At 74.6% G+C, this 16,880-nt stretch carries 15 protein-coding genes; 14 read left to right on the top strand and 1 reads right to left on the bottom strand.

The features are described from left to right. The first annotated feature begins 134 nt into the window (after nucleotides 1-134). The 13 genes from ACP4J3_RS39725 (at nucleotide 135) to tkt (ending at nucleotide 15,426) form a co-directional block, all read left to right on the top strand. Nucleotides 135-1,970: a class I adenylate-forming enzyme family protein gene (locus ACP4J3_RS39725; RefSeq protein ID WP_426541214.1), complete on the top strand. Its 1,836-nt coding sequence runs from the start codon at nucleotides 135-137 to the stop codon at nucleotides 1,968-1,970. Next, a complete protein-coding gene (locus tag ACP4J3_RS39720; protein WP_426541213.1) occupies nucleotides 1,967-2,344 on the top strand; it encodes an AMP-binding enzyme in 378 nt (125 codons plus the stop codon). Before ACP4J3_RS39725 ends, ACP4J3_RS39720 begins: the two co-directional genes overlap by 4 nt. A 135-nt stretch (nucleotides 2,345-2,479) precedes the next feature. After that, on the top strand, nucleotides 2,480-2,800 hold the full coding sequence (locus ACP4J3_RS39715; protein WP_426541212.1) for a LysR family transcriptional regulator: 321 nt from the start codon (nucleotides 2,480-2,482) through the stop codon (nucleotides 2,798-2,800). Nucleotides 2,801-3,109: 309 nt separating this feature from the next. Beyond that, nucleotides 3,110-3,655: a flavin reductase family protein gene (locus tag ACP4J3_RS39710; RefSeq protein ID WP_426541211.1), complete on the top strand. Its 546-nt coding sequence runs from the start codon at nucleotides 3,110-3,112 to the stop codon at nucleotides 3,653-3,655. A 165-nt stretch (nucleotides 3,656-3,820) separates the two neighbouring features. Next, entirely contained in the window at nucleotides 3,821-5,359 is a 1,539-nt protein-coding gene (locus ACP4J3_RS39705; protein ID WP_426541210.1) for an FAD/NAD(P)-binding protein, read from the top strand. 48 nt (nucleotides 5,360-5,407) lie between these two features. Continuing rightward, nucleotides 5,408-6,220 (top strand): class II aldolase/adducin family protein, encoded by an 813-nt coding sequence (locus tag ACP4J3_RS39700; RefSeq protein ID WP_426541209.1) that lies wholly within the window; start codon nucleotides 5,408-5,410, stop codon nucleotides 6,218-6,220. Between the two features lie 88 nt (nucleotides 6,221-6,308). Continuing rightward, nucleotides 6,309-7,700 carry a class II 3-deoxy-7-phosphoheptulonate synthase gene (locus ACP4J3_RS39695; RefSeq protein WP_426541208.1) on the top strand — a complete coding sequence of 464 codons (1,392 nt, stop codon included), beginning with the start codon at nucleotides 6,309-6,311 and terminating at the stop codon, nucleotides 7,698-7,700. A gap of 42 nt (nucleotides 7,701-7,742) precedes the next feature. Continuing rightward, nucleotides 7,743-8,123 (top strand): chorismate mutase, encoded by a 381-nt coding sequence (gene aroH / locus ACP4J3_RS39690; protein WP_426541207.1) that lies wholly within the window; start codon nucleotides 7,743-7,745, stop codon nucleotides 8,121-8,123. Next, nucleotides 8,123-9,289, top strand: a complete 1,167-nt coding sequence (locus ACP4J3_RS39685) for a prephenate dehydrogenase (protein WP_426541236.1) — start codon at nucleotides 8,123-8,125, stop codon at nucleotides 9,287-9,289. The genes aroH and ACP4J3_RS39685 overlap by 1 nt, the downstream gene beginning before the upstream one ends. Before the next feature lie 403 nt (nucleotides 9,290-9,692). After that, nucleotides 9,693-10,877 carry a chorismate synthase gene (gene aroC / locus ACP4J3_RS39680; protein ID WP_426541206.1) on the top strand — a complete coding sequence of 395 codons (1,185 nt, stop codon included), beginning with the start codon at nucleotides 9,693-9,695 and terminating at the stop codon, nucleotides 10,875-10,877. A gap of 35 nt (nucleotides 10,878-10,912) precedes the next feature. Continuing rightward, nucleotides 10,913-11,986, top strand: a complete 1,074-nt coding sequence (locus ACP4J3_RS39675) for a 3-dehydroquinate synthase family protein (RefSeq protein ID WP_426541205.1) — start codon at nucleotides 10,913-10,915, stop codon at nucleotides 11,984-11,986. After that, nucleotides 11,983-13,263, top strand: coding sequence for an IS701 family transposase (locus ACP4J3_RS39670; protein WP_426541204.1), 1,281 nt, complete (start codon nucleotides 11,983-11,985; stop codon nucleotides 13,261-13,263). The genes ACP4J3_RS39675 and ACP4J3_RS39670 overlap by 4 nt, the downstream gene beginning before the upstream one ends. 27 nt (nucleotides 13,264-13,290) lie before the next feature. Continuing rightward, nucleotides 13,291-15,426 carry a transketolase gene (tkt, locus tag ACP4J3_RS39665; RefSeq protein ID WP_426541203.1) on the top strand — a complete coding sequence of 712 codons (2,136 nt, stop codon included), beginning with the start codon at nucleotides 13,291-13,293 and terminating at the stop codon, nucleotides 15,424-15,426. Here tkt and ACP4J3_RS39660 read toward each other — a convergent pair. After that, on the bottom strand, nucleotides 15,327-15,974 hold the full coding sequence (locus tag ACP4J3_RS39660; protein WP_426541202.1) for a hypothetical protein: 648 nt from the start codon (nucleotides 15,972-15,974) through the stop codon (nucleotides 15,327-15,329). The genes tkt and ACP4J3_RS39660 overlap by 100 nt on opposite strands. Here ACP4J3_RS39660 and ACP4J3_RS39655 point away from each other — a divergent pair. Next, entirely contained in the window at nucleotides 15,942-16,829 is an 888-nt protein-coding gene (locus tag ACP4J3_RS39655) for a transaldolase family protein (protein ID WP_426541201.1), read from the top strand. The genes ACP4J3_RS39660 and ACP4J3_RS39655 overlap by 33 nt on opposite strands. The last annotated feature ends 51 nt before the right edge of the window (nucleotides 16,830-16,880 follow it).

The following is a 16,880-nucleotide window of genomic DNA, read 5'->3' as shown; positions in this document are numbered from 1 at the left end:
TGGATCCGGCTCCCGAGGCCTGATACGCCTCCGCGCCCGCCCGCGGCCTGGTGCCCCTTGGCCCGGCGCGCCCGCGCGGCGTGCGACGGGGGCCAGACGTCGGAGCCCGGGCTCACCGACCACGGAGAAGCCACATGATCAAGCTTGACGACATCCGCCGGCATGCGGCCGTCCGCCCGGACGCGATCGCCGTCGTGGACGGCGCGACGCGCCTGTCATGGACACAGTTCGCCGACGCGGTGGACCGGTTCGCGGCCGGCCTCGTGGGCCGGCTGCCCGAGGTCCGCCCCGCCCGCGCGGTGTTCCTGGCCGACCCGAGCTGGGAGCTCACGGTCGCCCTGGCCGCCTGCGCGACGCTCGGCATCCCCTGCACGGGGCTCGACCCCGCGCTGGAGGCCGACCGGCTCGAAGCGGTCCTCGGCGTGCTCGACCCGTGCGCGGTGTTCGTCACCGCGCAGCACGGGCCGCTGCTGGAGGGGTGCGCGTGGCCGGGCCGGCCCGGGGCGCTGCGGATCGTGCTGGACGCAACGGCGGTGGACGATACCGGGCCGAAGGCGTGTGTACGGGCCGAGGGCGGGCGGACGTTCACCCGCTGCGATGGCGAGCAGGAGCACGGATCGGCCGAGGACGGGCAGACGTGCGCAGCCGCCGGGGCCGAGCGCACGCGCGAACCGGCCGGCAGTGAGCGCAAGGCCGCACCCTGCGAGGACGGCCAGGAGCACGTGCGCGACGAACTGCGGGGCACGAAGGTCTCCGGCGGGTCCGACGCGGAGCTCTCCGTCCGCCGGCTGCTGCACAGCGAGCCGCTCAGGCGGCTGCCCGAGCCGCTGCACCGGGAGTCCTTCAGCGTCGTGCCCGGCGGGCAGCGGCAGCGGATCGCGGTGCGCCGGGCCGCCGCCGAGGGGCGTGGACTGGTCGACCTGGTCGACGAGTTCGGCTTCGACGCCCACGACACCCACCTGGTGGCCGCACCGCTGTGGCTGCCGCTGTCCCTGCAGCTGGCGCGCACCCTGCTCGCGGTCGGCGCCACCGTGGTGCTGGACGCCACGCAGGACGCGGAGACCGTGGCCGCGCTCGTCACCGCCGAACAGGTCACCACCGCGGTGATCGACCCCGGCACGCTCGGCCGGCTGCTGGCCCACCCGGCCTCCGCGCCGCTGGCACACACCGGCAAGCTGCGGTGCGTGATCACGCCGGGCCGGCACCTCGGCCGCTGGACGGTCAACGCCGCCTGGGAGCGGCTCGGCCCTGTGCTGCACCTGGCCTACACGACACCCGAGACCGGGCTGAGCGCGATCCTCACCCCGGAGGAGGCGCAGGTCACCAGGGCGCGCACCGGCCGGGCGGTGCTCGGCACCACGGTCACGGTCCTGGACGAGGCCGGCGCCGTGCTGCCGGCCGGACGCCCCGGCCGGGTCGCCGTCGCCGGCCACCATGTGATGGACGGCTATCTCGAGGACCGCGAGGACCGCGAGGACCGCGAGGGTGAGAACGCGTTCGTCACCCTCGACGCTGGCACGGGCGAGCAGCGCTTCTTCGTCACCGACGACCTCGGTGTCCTCGACGAGCAGGGCCGGCTCACTGTGACCGGGCGCGGTTCGGGCGTGACATCGCCCGCCCGTGACCGCGCCCTCGACGCCGCGCTGTTCCGCCTCGAGTCGGACCTGCTCAACCTGCCCTGCCTGCGCGACACCGCCGTGGTGCGGGTCAGCCTGCCCTCGCTGGGCGACGCGCTCGTCGTGCCGTTCATCGCGGTCGCCGTCGGGCGCGAGGCCACGGGATACACCGCGCTGCGCACCGCCTGTGCCCGCCGGGTGCCGTCGATCCCGGCACACGTGATCGCGGTCGACCACATTCCCTACAGCCCCACGGGCCGGATCCGGACCGCGCAGCTGCTGGAGGCGGTGGTTCCGATCATCACCCTGAATCTCCAGCTGGAGCAGACCGTGCAACAGGAGATCTCCGCATGACCGTCACCCACGCGCCCGACCTCTACGAGCACGCCCCGGACACCGACTGGGAGAGCGGCTTCTTCGCCCTGGAGGGGGAACTGCTCGAACTGGCCTGCGTGCGGGAGTGCGCCGTGGTCCACACCGACCTGCCCGAGCCGGGCCAAGCGGTCGTGGTGGCCTTCGTACCGCTCGCGCCGCAGCAGGAGATCGCCGGGCGGCGGGCCGTGCTCGCGGCCTGCCAGCGCAATCTACCCGCCCTGTACGCGCATGCCGTGGCCGTGGACGACGTGCCACGCACCGTCGAAGGGGCCGTGCGCGAAGGGGAGTTGCTGGACCGGGTGCTGCCGCAGATCGCCCGGGACCTGATGTCACCGGCCGCGATGGCCGACTGAACGGCCGGCGTGACGGGAGCCGCCGGCAGCGCCTGTGACCGACCCGTACGCGTGCACGAGGAGGCAAAAAAAACGGGCAAGCTGGTATCTTATTTTTCACGTCGGGGGAACGTGGCCGGAGAAAGGGGCCGTGTCGTGCAGTTCCAGCAGTTACGGGCCTTCAGGGAGGTGGCGGCCGAGCTGAGTTTCACGAGAGCCGCCAAGAACCTCCACTACGCCCAGTCGACCGTGACCGCCCAGGTCAAGAACCTCGAAGAGGATGTCGGGACCGAGCTGTTCGACCGCAGCCGGCGTCAACTGTCCCTGACCGAAGCGGGGGCGCGGCTGCTGCCTCACGCCGAGCGCATCATCGAGATCGCCGAGGCCGCTCGGCGTGAGGTCGCCCTGGCCACGCAGCAGGCACAGCGCCCGCGCGGCCACCGGGGGCGCCCGGCGCCCCGGCGCACCCTGCTCTGAGCGACCCCGCACCCCTCTCTCACCGGCCGGCCCTCTCGGGGGCCGGCCGTCCCGCGTTGTCCGCGCAGACCCCGGTGGGTGCGGGGCGGTCGGGGTGGGAAGACCGGGGCGCGTGATTCCGCAAGGGCTCGTGCGCGAGGCGGCAAGTGGTGGATCGGGCCCGTTCCTACAGTCGCTGGCAGCGGATCGTTTCATCACTTTCGGACATCCGCGTTCGTCTCCCATGCGCTCTGCCCTCGGCCCGGCCGTCCCGGTGACACCGACCGCAGACTCCGCGCCGCATGTCCCAAGACCCGGAGAGGACCAACCATGGGCCAGGCCCCAGCAGCGGATCAGACGACGGGTGCCGTCGACGCCCCGAGCGACCTGCGCGCCGTCATGCGCCACTTCGCGACCGGCGTGTGTGTGGTGAGCACACACCGCCAGGAACAGGACGGCCGCCGGCACAGCGCGGTCACCGTCAACTCCCTGACTTCCGTGTCGCTCGAGCCGCCCCTGGTGTCGGTCAGCTTCCGCAGCGACTCCGGCTTCCTCACCGACCTGATGGCGGCCAGGGTCTGGGGCATCTCCATCCTCGACGGCGGCTCGGAGGACCTCGCCCGGCTCTTCGCCCGCCCGCGCGCCGAGCGCGACGAGGCGGTGCGCACCCAGCCCGCCGAACTCGGCGTCCACACCGGGACGTTGCTCTTCGACGCCGCGGGCTGGATGGAGTGCCGCTACCGCGACCACGTGGTGGCCGGCGACCACGTCATGGTGATCGGCGAGGTCGTCGGGCTCGGCGTGCGCGGCGGCACCCGCTCCCCGCTGATCTTTCTGCAGGGCAGCTTCCACCGCTTGGAGCCCCCGCAGGCATGACGCGCGCAGGCTTGACCCGCGCAGGCACGTCCTGTGCAGGCACACCTGGTGAGGCCCCTCCGCCCGCACACGGCAGGAGCGGACACCGCGCCCCGCACCCGCCCGGCGCCGGAGTACTGCGCCTGCCCGCCCCGAGCCGTCCGCATACCGATAGGTGACTGACACATGTCCTCTGGAATCTCGATCGGCGTCGTCGGCGGCGGCGCGGCCGCCGTCTGCCTGGTCGACGCCCTGGCCCGCAGCGAGGGCGACCCGGGCACCCTCACCGTGTTCGAGCCGTCGCCCCACCTGTGGCGCGGCCGGGCCTACCAGGTGGACTCCGAGACGCTGCGCGTGAACGCGACCCCCGACGACATGTCCGTACGCGCCGGGGACCTGGGCCACTTCGAGCGCTGGCTCGAGACGCGGGACCGCGTCGCCGGCGTCTCGCGGGGCGTCGACCGCATTTCCGGGGCCCGGTTCGCGCCCCGCCCGGTCTACGGCGACTACCTGGAGGAGTCCGCGTACGCGGCCCTCGGCGAACTGCGGCGCAAGGGCTGGCGCGTCGACATCATCGGCGAGGCCGTCGGCTCCGCCGCCCGGCTGCCCAACCAGGTGCTGCTGCGCACCGGCCCGGGATCCTCCCGCGCCTTCGACTACGTCGTCCTGTCCGTCGGCGGGGACAGCCCGAAGGACGTCTACGGCCTCGGCGGCACCCCCGGCTTCGTCGGCGACCCCTACCCGGTCTCCGGCACGCTGGAGGACATCGGCGAGGACGAGCACGTGGCCGTCATCGGCAGCGGCCTGACCGCCGTCGACATCGTGCTGTCGCTGGCCGCCCGCGGCCATCAGGGCCCGATCAGCCTGCTGTCCCGGCGCGGTGTGCTGCCCGGCGTGCGGCAGCGGCCCGTCCACTTCGAGCTGCGCCATCTGACGCCGGAGCGGATGCGCACCACGGCCAGGGGGCGGCGCGAGCTGGCCATCGAGGACGTCGCCGCGGTGATGCGGGCCGAGTTCCGCGACGCGGGAGCCGACCTCGACGCCGTCATCCACGAGATCATCCGCGTCGACCTGGAGGACCCGGTGGACCGGCTGCGCCGCCAGATCGACGAGGTCGACTCGCCGCACATGGGCCTGCGCATCCTGCAGCGTGCCGTGCCCGAGACCGGCCCCGACGTATGGCCGCTGCTGCGCGAGGAGGACAAGGTCCAGGTCCTGCGCGCCCACTACCGCACCATCATGAGCCTGTGCTGCCCGATGCCGCCGAGCAGCGCCACCGTGCTGCTCGAGCTGGTCGAGACGGGGCAGCTGGAGATGTACTCCGGCCTGCTCGACATCACCCCCGCCGACGACAGCGGCTTCGACGTGCTCGCGGCCGACGGCACCGAGTTCCGCGCCGACCGGGTGATCAGCGCCGTCAACGCCTCCGAGGGGCGCATCCCCACCAGCGCGCTGTCCCTGGTCACCTCGCTGATCCGGGCCCGCGCGGCCAGCCGCCACCCGCACGGCGGGCTGCAGCTGGCCCGCGCCACCAGCCGGCTCACCAGCAACGGCCGGCCCGACCCGCGTCTGTACGGGCTCGGCAACATCGCCGCCGGAGCCCTGTTCTTCACCTTCGGCATCCCCTCCCTCGTCGACCGCAGCCAGGACATCGTCGCGGCGATCCTCGAGCACTCCGCCACCGTGAACGCCGCCCGCAGCGAGGCCGAACCGGTCGCCGCCTGACGGCGCGCCGCCCCGGGCCACTGCCACCCAGGAAGGACCTACCCGCGCATGAGCACGACCGTCACCGAGCCCCGCCCCGCCTATCTCGCCGACACCGCCACCGGGCTGCCGATCCCCGGCGAGCCGCACTTCGCCACGTACGAGGAGACCCGCCGCCACCGCAAGCAGCGGCTGGCCGCCGCCCTGAGACTGTTCGGCAAGTACGGGTTCGGCGAAGGCATATCCGGCCACATCTCCGTGCGCGACCCCGAACACGAGGACCGCTTCTGGGTCAATCCCTTCGGCGTCTCCTTCAACCAGGCCCGCGTCGCCGACCTGATCTGCGTCGACTCCACCGGACGCGTCGTCAGCGGCCGTCACCCGGTCAACCCCAGCGCCTTCGTGATCCACTCGCAGATCCACGAACTGCACCCCGGCGCCACCGCCGCCGCCCACGGCCACACCCCCCACTCCCGGGCGCTGGGCGCCCTGGGCCGGCTCCTGGAGCCCATCGACCAGGAGTCCGCCGCGTTCTACGGCCGCCAGGTGCTCTACGGCGACTACGAGGGCCCCTCCGTCTCGGTGGCCCAGGGCCGCGACATCGCCGAGAAGCTCGGCGACAACCGGGCCATCCTGCTGCGCCACCACGGACTGATCACGGTGGGCGGCTCCCTGGACGAGGCCGTGCACTGGTTCTTCACCTACGACAGCTGCGCCCAGGTGCAGCTGCTCGCACAGGCCGCGGGAACCCCGCAGACCTTCACACACGAGCAGGCCCTGGCCGCCCGCGAGGGCTTCGGGGACGAGCAGCTGGGCTGGTTCAGCTTCCAGCTGCTGTGGAACGAGATCGTCGCCGAGCAGCCCGACCTGCTCGAGGAGTAGCCGGTGCTCAGCAGAACCGGCGATCACGCCGCGGCCCGGGCCGGGCGGCCGGCCCCTTCCTTCCGTACGAGATTGAGGCCTTACCCGCATGCATGCTGAGCACACCGTGACGTCCCCGGACTCCTGGCGCCGGCTGCCGGCCGCCCAACAGCCCGACTGGCCCGACCCCGAAGCCCTGCGCGACGTCGTCGCAGAGCTGTCCGCCTACCCGCCGCTCGTCTTCGCGGGGGAGTGCGACCAGCTGCGCGGCCGGCTCGCCCAGGTCGCCCGCGGCGAGGCGTTCGTCCTGCAGGGCGGCGACTGCGCCGAGACCTTCGCCGCGGTCACCGCCGAGAAGGTCCGCGACAAGATCAAGACCCTGCTGCAGATGTCCGCGGTCCTCACCTACGCCACCTCGGTGCCGGTGGTGAAGATCGGCCGCATCGCCGGTCAGTACTCCAAGCCCCGTTCCAAGCCCACCGAGGTGCAGGGCGGCGTCGAACTGCCCGTCTACCGGGGCGACTCGGTCAACGGCCTGGAGTTCACCCCCGAGGCCCGCAGGCCCGACCCCGAGCGGCTGAAGCGGATGTACCACGCCTCCGCCGCCACCCTCAATCTGATCCGCGCCTTCATCACCGGCGGCTACGCCGACATGCGCCAGGTCCACGAGTGGAACCGGGACTTCGTCGCCAGCTCACCGATCGGCGAGCGCTACGAGGACCTCGCCCGGTCCATCGACGACGCGCTGACGTTCCTCGCCGCCTGCGGCGCCGACCCCAGCGAGTTCCACTCCGCCGAGTTCTACTCCAGCCACGAGGCGCTGCTGCTCGACTACGAGACGGCGCTCACCCGCACGGACTCGCGCACCGCGCTGCCCTACGACGTGTCCGCGCACATGATCTGGATCGGTGAGCGGACCCGTCAACTCGACGGTGCCCACATCGAGTTCGCCTCCAGGGTGCGCAACCCGATCGGGGTCAAGCTCGGCCCGAACGTCACGCCCGACGACGCACTGGCCCTCATCGACCGGCTCGATCCGGGCCGCGAGCCCGGCCGGCTCTCCTTCATCACCCGCATGGGCCGGGACAAGGTCCGCGACGTGCTGCCCGACCTCGTCGAGAAGGTCACGGACTTTGGCGCCCAGGTCGTGTGGCTGTGCGATCCCATGCACGGCAACACCTTCGAGGCGCCCAGCGGACACAAGACCCGCCGCTTCGACGACGTACTGGACGAGGTCCGCGGCTTCTTCGAGGTGCACCGCGCCCTGGCCACCCACCCCGGCGGCATCCACATCGAGCTGACCGGCGAGGACGTCACGGAGTGCGTCGGGGGCGGCGACCACATCGCCGTCCACGACCTGCACCAGCGCTACCGGACGGCCTGCGACCCCCGGCTCAACCGCTACCAGTCGCTCGACCTCGCCTTCCAGGTCGCCGAGCTGTACCGGGAGCGCGGCACCCCCCTGCGGCAGGGCCCCGCCCGGATCGCCGCGGCGGCCTGAGCCCCACCACCGGCACCATCCCAACCGAGCGAAGAGGGCGCCATGACGATGCGAGCAGTGCGCGGCGCGGTCCAGCTGGAGCGCGACGACCGGCTCCACCTGCGTGACAGCGTGAAAACCCTGTTCCAGCAGATGCTCGACGCGAACGGACTGGTCCACGACGACCTGGTCAGCGTCATCTTCACCGCCACCCCCGACCTGCACAGCGACTTCCCCGCGGTCGCCGTGCGCGAACTCGGCCTGGCCGACGTGCCGCTGATGTGCGCGCAGGAACTCGACGTCGAGGGGGCACTGCCCCGGGTGGTCAGGATCCTCGCGCACGCCGACACCGAGCGGCCCAAGCCCGAGATCCAGCACGTGTACCTCGGGGGCGCGGCCGCACTGCGCCGGGACCTGACCGTGGCCGGAGGGGGCGCCGGATGATCCGCACCGCCGCGGTGGTGGGCACCGGCCTGATCGGCACCTCCATCGCGCTGGCCCTCACCCGGCACGGGGTGTGCGTGTACCTGAGCGACGCCGACGAGTCCGCGGTCCGTACCGCCGCGGCCCTCGGCGCCGGCCAGGTCGGCACTCCGCCCGTGCCGGCCGACATCGCCGTACTGGCCGTGCCGCCGGCCCGGATCGGTGCCGTCCTCGCCGAGCAGCAGACCCGCGGGCTCGCCCGCAGCTACACCGACGTGGCGAGCGTGAAGGGCGGACCGGAGCGCGAGGCCGCCGCCCACGGCGGGGATCCGTCGGTCTTCATCGGCGGCCACCCCATGGCGGGGCGGGAACGCTCCGGACCGCTGGCCGCCTGCGCCACCCTGTTCGAGGAGCGCACCTGGGTGCTCAGCCCGTCCCCGCACACCGGGCGCGAGACCCTCAACAAGGCGCTGGAACTGGTCGCGCTGTGCGGTGCGATCCCCGTCCTCATGGACAGCGAGGCGCACGACCGGGCGGTCGCGGTGGTCTCCCACGCCCCGCACGTGGTGGCCGCGCTGGTGGCGGCCCGGCTGCAGCACCTGTCCGCCGACGCGGTGCAGCTGGCGGGCCAGGGGCTGCGGGACGTGACCCGGATCGCCGAGGGCGACGTACGGCTGTGGGGCGACATCCTCGAGTCCAACGCGAGGGCGGTCGCCGACGTGCTGACGGAACTCGCCGAAGACCTCGACGTCACCGTGGCGGCGCTGCGGGGGCTGGCCGCCTGCGACGCCGACGAACGCGCCCAGGGCACCACTTTGCTGGCCGACCTGCTCACCCGCGGGCTGGCCGGCCGCGGCGCCATCGCGGGCAAGCACGGCGGCCCCGACCTCACCTGCGTGCCGGTGCGGATCCTCATCGGGGACCAGCCGGGCGAGCTGGCGCGGCTGCTGGGCGCCGCCTCCGAACTCGGCATCAACATCGAGGACATGTCCATCGACCACTCGCCGGGCAAGCCCAGCGGTCTGGTCGAGCTGAGGGTCGCGCCCACCGCCGCGCTGGGCATGGCACAGCAGCTGAAGGACTGCGGCTGGCGGGTACAGCGGGTCCCGGACCCGGCCGGCGCCCGCACCCCGGGTCGGCTGCACCAGACCGCGGCACGCCGCACCGGCACCCGCACGGCGGCGTGACACCACCCGCCACACCCGGCATCCACCGCGCACGGCAGCGCGGCGGCGTCCTGCACCTGGGATCGGTGATGCGGGCGGCGCGGCGGCCTCGGCCAGCCGGCATCCGCCGCGCGGGGCGCCGCAGCGACGCCCCGCACCCGACCGCCCACGTCGCACCACTGCACCGCCCGCATCACTGCACCGTCCGCACTACCGCCCCGTCCGCACCACTGCCCCTCCCGCACCACCGCCCCTCCCGCACCACCGCCCCTCCCGCACCACCGCCCCTCCCGCACCACCGCCCCACCCGCACTACCGCCCCGCCCCGCATCCCGCAGTCGCCGCACATGTCGGCGCGGTGGTGCCCCGTACCCGTCCACCCCGCGCCGACTCCGACGCTCCGCACCACACCGAAGGAACCGCATTGTCTGCTTTGCGATGGCTCACCGCCGGCGAGTCGCACGGGCCGGCCCTGACCGCTGTGCTCGAGGGACTGCCGGCTGGTGTACGGACCTCGACCGACCAGGTCGCCGAGGCCCTCGCCCGCCGCCGCCTGGGGCACGGGCGCGGCGCCCGTATGACGTTCGAACGCGACGAAGTGGCCTTCGCCGGCGGGGTACGGCACGGCCGCACCCTCGGCAGCCCCCTCGCCGTCCGCGTCGGCAACAGCGAGTGGCCCAAGTGGGAGACCGTGATGGCCGCCGACGAAGTCCCCGCCGACGAGCTGGCCGGCCAGGCACGCAGCGCACCTCTCACCCGTCCCCGCCCCGGCCACGCCGACCTGGCCGGGATGCAGAAGTACGGGTTCGACGACGCCCGGCCCGTCCTGGAGCGGGCCAGCGCCCGGGAGACCGCCGCCCGGGTCGCCCTGGGCAGCATCGCCGAGGCCTTTTTGCACCAGGCGTACGGGATCGGGCTCGTCAGCCATGTCGTGGCACTCGGCGGACAGCACTCCGTCTCGCCCGCGCTGCCCGGCCCCGAGGACACCGAGCGGCTCGACGCCGACCCCGTGCGCTGCTTCGACGCCGCGGCGTCGGCGGCCATGGTCGCCGAGGTCGACCGGGCGCACCGTGCCGGGGACACCCTCGGCGGCGTCGTCGAGGTCCTGGTCCACGGTCTGCCGCCGGGCCTCGGCTCGCACGTGCACTGGGACCGCCGGCTGGACGCGCGCCTGGCCGGCGCCCTCATGGGCATCCAGGCCATCAAGGGAGTCGAGTTCGGGGCGGGCTTCGCGCTCGCCGCGGTCCCCGGCTCCGAGGCGCACGACGAGATCGTCCCCGCCGACGGCGGCGTACGCCGCACCAGTGGCCGCTCCGGCGGTGTCGAGGGCGGCATCTCCACAGGCGAACTGCTGCGGGTGCGCGCCGCGATGAAGCCGATCGCCACCGTGCCGCGGGCCCTGGCCACCGTGGACGTGAGCACCGGCGAGCCCGCCGTGGCCCATCACCAGCGCTCCGACGTGTGCGCGGTGCCGGCCGCCGCGGTGGTCGCCCAGGCCGTGACCGCGCTGGTGATCGCGGATGCCGCGCTGGAGAAGTTCGGCGGCGACAGCGTGCCGGAGACCGCCCGCAACCACCGCGCCTATCTCACCCACCTGGCCGTCAAATGAGGCATAACGTGAATTTCCCGACGAATTCGTCCCCTGTGACCGCCACCCTGCGGGCGGCCGGCCCCACGCCGTACCCCGTCGTCGTCGGCAGCGGTCTGCACGAGCAGGTCGGGCGCATGCTCGGGGAGAAGGTGCTGCGGGTGGCGCTCGTCCACCCGCCGAAACTGGCCGCGGCCGCCCACCGGGTCGCCGGCGACCTCGAACGCCACGGCCGCCATGTGCTGCCCCTGGTGGTGCCGCCCGGCGAGGGGGCCAAGGACGCCGGCGTCCTCGTCTACCTCTGGTCGCAGCTCGCCGAGTCCGGCTTCACCCCCTCCGACGCCGTCGTCGCCCTGGGCGGCGGCGCCACCGCCGACCTCGCGGGCGTCCTCGCCGCCACCTGGCAGGGCGGCATCCGCCTGGTGCTGGCCCCCTCCACCCCGGCCGCCATGGTCGACGCCGCGGTCGGCGGCCGTGCCGCCCTCAACATCCCGCAGGGCAAGAACCTGGTCGGCGTCCTGCACCGGCCGGCCGGCGTGGTGTGCGACCTGGACCTGCTCGCCCAGCTGCCGCGCGCCGACTACACCAGCGGCCTCGCCGAGGTCGTCAAGGCGGGCCTGATCAGCGACCCCGCCCTCCTCGACCTGATCGAGGCCGACCCGCGGGCGGCCGCTGACCCGGCGGGCGAGCGGACCCGGGAGCTGATCGAGGGAGCGATGCGCGCGAAGGCCGCCGTGGTCGCGGGGGAGCCGCCCGCCCAGGGCACGCGGGAGTTCCTCGACTACGGCCACACGCTCGCCCACGCCGTCGAGCACGCGGAGAACTACCGCATCCGGCACGGCCACGCCGTGTCCATCGGCATGGTGTTCGCCGCCGAACTCGCCCGTGCGGCGGGGCGGCTGGACGCCGGGCACGTGGCGCGGCACCGGGCCGTGCTGGAATCGCTGAGGCTGCCGACGTCCTACCCGCGCTACGCCTGGGAGCGGCTGCGCGCCGCGTTCGCCCTCGACGGCATGACCCGCGGCACCCGGCTCAGGTTCGTCGTCCTGGACGCGCCGGGCCGCCCCGGACTGCTTCAGGACCCTGCCCCCGGGCTGCTGAAAGCGGCCTACGGCCGGATCGGCACATGAGCACCGTCGCCTCGTACGTCCCGCCCCGGCCGGGCGTGCGGCTCAGCGGCGACACCGGCACCGGGCCGCATCCCGAGACCGGTCGGCCCGGCCCGGACGGCACCGGGAACCGGCCGGACGGCCGTCCCGATGCCGTTGCCGACGCCGATCCGGTCGCCGACCTGTCCCGTCGGGTGCTGCGTCCCCTGGCCCGCCGCGACCAGCGGCGCAGCGGTGAGCTGTACATCCGGGGGCTGCTCGCGGCGACCGGGCGCAAGACCATCCGCAACATCGCCTCGCACACCGGCGTGCCGGCCGATGCCCAGCGGCTGCACCACTTCGTCAGCGACTCGACGTGGTGCTGGTGCCCGGTGCGCGACGCCCTCGCCCGCCACATGGGCCGCCTCGCACCGCCCCGGGCCTGGGTCGTGCACACCGCGACCATGCCCCGCACCGGACGCGGCGGCGTGGGGGTCGACTACTTCGCCGACCGGGGCACGGGACGGTCCGCCAACGCGCAGCGGGCCGTCGGGCTGTGGGCCGCCTCGGAGCGGGGCGGCTACCCGGTCGACTGGCACCTGCAGCTCACCTCCCGCTGGCTGGACGACGCCCACCTGCGCGCACAGGCCGGCATCCCCGCCGACACGGTCGCCGTGGACGGCGTCGGGGCCGGTCTCGAGATGGTCCTGGACACCGCCCCCGCCGCTGGGGCACCCCGCCCCCCGGTCCTGCTGGACGCCCGGCAGGCCTCGGCGGGCCGGGTCGCCGCTCTGCTCGGCGCCGGCGGCTTCCCCTACCTGCTGCGCATCAGCGCCTCGCAACTGCTGAGCCCTCTCACCGCCGACGGCCGCGGCACCGGCCGCGCGGTCACCGCGCGCCGGCTGGCCGGCGGCCTGGCGCCGCGCCGCTTCAGTCGCGTGCGCACCCCCGCTCCCGGGACGGGCCACCGCGAGGTCGCCCGGGTGCCGTGCCAGACGGCCGACACCCCGCCCGGACCGCGGCGTCGGCAGCTGCTGCTGGCGCAGAGGGACCCGTTCAGCCCGCTGGACACCGCCTTCTGGCTCACCGACCTGACCGCCCTGCCCACCGGCGCCCTGGTGCGGCTGGCCGCCACTCCGGCACAGCTCGCCCAGGACGTGACCGTCACCGGCCGCCGTGTCGGCCTGTACGACTTCGAGGGCCGCACCTTCGCCGGCTGGCACCGCCACATCACGCTCGCCTCGGCGGCCCATGCCGCCGCCCTCCTGCTCCGTTCCCGGGGCCGGAGCGGCCTCCCGCCGACCGACGTCACCCGCTGAACGCCGGTCCCGTCCGAGGAAGGAACCATGACCGCAGCGCTCACCGAGTACGACGACGTCCGTCAGGCCCGGGCGGCCTGGACCGACGCCGACCGCCGGTCCGTCGACGTGGCGCGCGCCCTGGCCGCCGACGCGGTGGAGGCGGCCGGTCACGGCCACCCCGGGACCGCGATCAGCCTCGCTCCGGCAGCCCACCTGCTGTTCCACAAACTCCTGCGGCACGACCCGGCCGACCCCCGCTGGGCGGGCCGGGACCGCTTCGTGCTGTCCTGCGGCCACGCCGGCCTGACCCTCTACGTCCAGCTGTACCTGAGCGGCTACCCGCTCGGCCTCGACGATCTCGCGGCACTGCGCCGCGAGGGCAGCCGCACGCCCGCGCACCCCGAGTACGGGCACACGCCGGGCGTGGAGACGACGACGGGTCCGCTCGGGCAGGGGCTCGCCAACGCCGTCGGCATGGCGATGGCCGCCCGCCGCGAGCGCGGCCTGTTCGACCCCGGTGCCCCGCCCGGCACCTCTCCCTTCGACCACACGATCTGGGTCTTCGCCTCCGACGGGGACCTGCAGGAGGGGGTGAGCCATGAGGCGAGTTCGCCGGCCGGGCACCAGCAGCTCGGCAACCTGGTTGTGCTCTGGGACGACAACCGGATCTCCATCGAGGACGACACCTGCGTCGCCGTGTCGGAGGACGTCCTGGCCCGCTACCGGGCGTACGGCCGGCAGGTGCAGCAGGTGGACTGGACGGCCGGCGGGGCCTACACCGAGGACGCCGAGGCACTGCACCGGGCGCTGAGCGCGGCCCGGCGGGAGACGGGCCGGCCCTCCCTGGTCGCCCTGCGCACCGTCATCGGCTGGCCCTCACCCGGCAAGCAGAACTCCGGCAAGATCCACGGCTCCGCACTCGGCGCGGCCGAGACAGCGGCGCTCAAGGAGGTCCTGGGCCTCGATCCCGCCCGCTCCTTCCAGGTGCCCGACGACGTCCTCGCGCACACCCGCACCGCCCTCGACCGGGGCCGCCTCGCCCACCGCCGATGGGATCGCGCGTACGCCGACTGGCGGGCCGCGCACCCGCGCCGGGCCGCCGAGTACGACCGGATCGCCGCGCGCCGGCTGCCCGAGGGCTGGACGCGGCACCTGCCGCACTTCCCGGCCGGCGGGCAGCCGGCCACCCGCAAGGCGTCCGGGGCGGTGCTCTCGGCGCTGGCCGGGGTGCTGCCCGAGCTGTGGGGCGGCTCCGCGGACCTCGCCGAGTCCAACCTGACCACCATGCGCGGGGAGCCGTCCTTCCTCCCCGAGGAGCACGCCACCAAGGCCTTCCCCGGCCACCGCTACGGCCGCACCCTGCACTTCGGCATCCGCGAGCACGCCATGGGCGCGATCCTCAACGGCATCGCCCTGCACGGCGGCACCCGCCCCTACGGCGGCACGTTCCTGGTCTTCTCCGACTACATGCGCCCGGCGGTGCGGCTCGCGGCCATGATGCGGCTGCCCGTCACCTACGTGTGGACGCACGACTCCGTCGGGCTGGGCGAGGACGGGCCCACCCATCAGCCGGTGGAGCACCTGTGGTCGCTGCGCGGCATCCCCGGCCTGGACGTGGTGCGCCCCGCCGACGCCAACGAGACGGCCGTGGCGTGGCGCGGCATCCTCGAGCGCGCCGACCGGCCCGCCGGCCTCGCCCTCACCCGCCAGGACCTGCCGGTGCTGGACCGCTCGCCCGGCTCCGGCCTCGCACCGGCCGACGGCCTCCTGCGCGGCGGCTATGTCCTCGCCGAGGCGGACGGCGCACCGCCCGAGGTGATCGTCGTCGCGACCGGCAGCGAGGTCCCTGTGGCCCTGGAGGCCCGCCGGATCCTGCAGGCTGAGGGCATCCCCACCCGTGTGGTGTCGATGCCGTGCCTGGAGTGGTTTGCCGAACAGGACGAGGAGTACCGCGAGAGCGTGCTGCCCGCGCACATCGCCGCCCGGGTGTCGGTGGAGGCCGGCACCGCCATGGGCTGGTACGTGCTGCTGGGCGGGGCGGGAGAGGCCGTGAGCATCGAACAGTTCGGCGCCAGTGCCCCCTACCAGCGGCTGTACGAGCACCTGGGCCTCACCCCCGAACGAGTCGCCGCGGCCGCCCGCAACAGCCTCACCCGTACGGCGCGCGGAGGCCGGCGATGACCACCGCCGTACTCACCACGCCCGCGGCCCGCCCCGCCGACCGTGACGCTGCCGCGTCCGGTGCCCGGCCCGCCGAGCGTGAAGCTGCCGCGTCCGGTGCTCGGCCCGCCGACCGGGATGCTGCCGCGTCCGGTGCTCGGCCCGCCGACCGGGATGCTGCCGCGTCCGGTGCTCGGGATGCTGTCGCGTCCGCCGTCCGGGACGTCGCTGGGGCTGTGGCGTCCGGTGCTTGGACCGCGGAGCGTGATGCTGCCGCGTCCGGTGCTCGCCCCGCCGAGCGTGACGCTGCCGCGTCCGCTGCCCGGGAGGCCGCCGCGTCCGTCGCCCAGGATGCCGCTGGAGCTGCTGTCCAGGACGGCGCTGGGGCTGTCGTTCAGGACGTCGCTGGGGCTGTCGCCGCGCTCGCCGTACGGGATGCTGCCGCATCCGCCGGCCGGGACGCGGCCGCGTCCGTCGCCCAGGAGGTCGCTGGGGCTTCCGGCCGGGACCTGGCCGGGGCCGTCGCCCTGGACGCTGTGGACGACGGTCCGTTCGGCGGGCTGTTGCACGCACACGGTGCCGGCGCCGCGCCGGACGGGGCCGTGGTGCCGTACCCGGAGTACGACGCGCATCTGCGCGCCCTGGCCCGGCGCGGCCGGCCGGTCGCCGAGGCGCTCGGTGAACTGGTCGCCCACGGCGCGCGCCGTGCCGCGGACCGGCTGCGGCCGCGGTACGAGGCCTCCGGACGCGCCGACGGCCACGTCTGCGCCGCCGTCCCCGCCCACCTGGCCCACGACGCCGGCGCCACCGTCGCGGGTGCACGCGCCCTGCACGGCGCCGTCGGCCGGCCCAACCTGATGATCCGGATCCCGGCCACCGAGCGGGGCCTGGAGACGATCACCGCGTGCCTGTCCGAGGGCATCGGGGTGCACGCCGTGTCCGTCGTCTCCCTGGAGCGGTACGCCTGTCTCGTCGACGCCGTCCTGACCGGGCTGGAGCGCGCCGCGCACGCCGGCCTCGACCCGGCCGGCGTCTCCTCGGCCGTCTCGGTGACGGCCGCCGGCCTGGACGAGGCGGCCGTCCGCCACCTCGGCGAGCACGGGGCGGGCGCGGATCCCGACGGTCCAGCGGGCCTGGCGGCCGCCACCGTGCACCTGGCGTGCCGGATGCATGAGGAGATCCACACGTCCCGGCGCCGGCAGGCGCTCGCCCGGCAGGGCGCCCGCCCGCACCGGCTGCTGTGGGACGTCCCGCCCGAGGCCCACGGCCACGGCGACGAACGGGCCTGGGAGATCCTCGGCACGCTGCCCTCGTACGGCATCTGCTACCGCGAGCTGACCGCCGCCGCGGAGACGGCCGACCTGACCCGCTCGGCCCGCCGCCAGCGGCAGACCGCAGACCGGATCGAGGCAGCCCTGCGGTAGCAGGCTCCCAGGGCGAACGAGGCCCGCGGTCGCGGGCGATCCCTGGGCAGG

It is taken from the genome of Streptomyces sp. UG1, assembly GCF_049974585.1.
GTDB lineage: Bacteria > Actinomycetota > Actinomycetes > Streptomycetales > Streptomycetaceae > Streptomyces.
The sequence above is the reverse complement of the archived record's forward strand: the minus strand, read 5'-3'. Positions and strand labels throughout refer to the sequence as shown.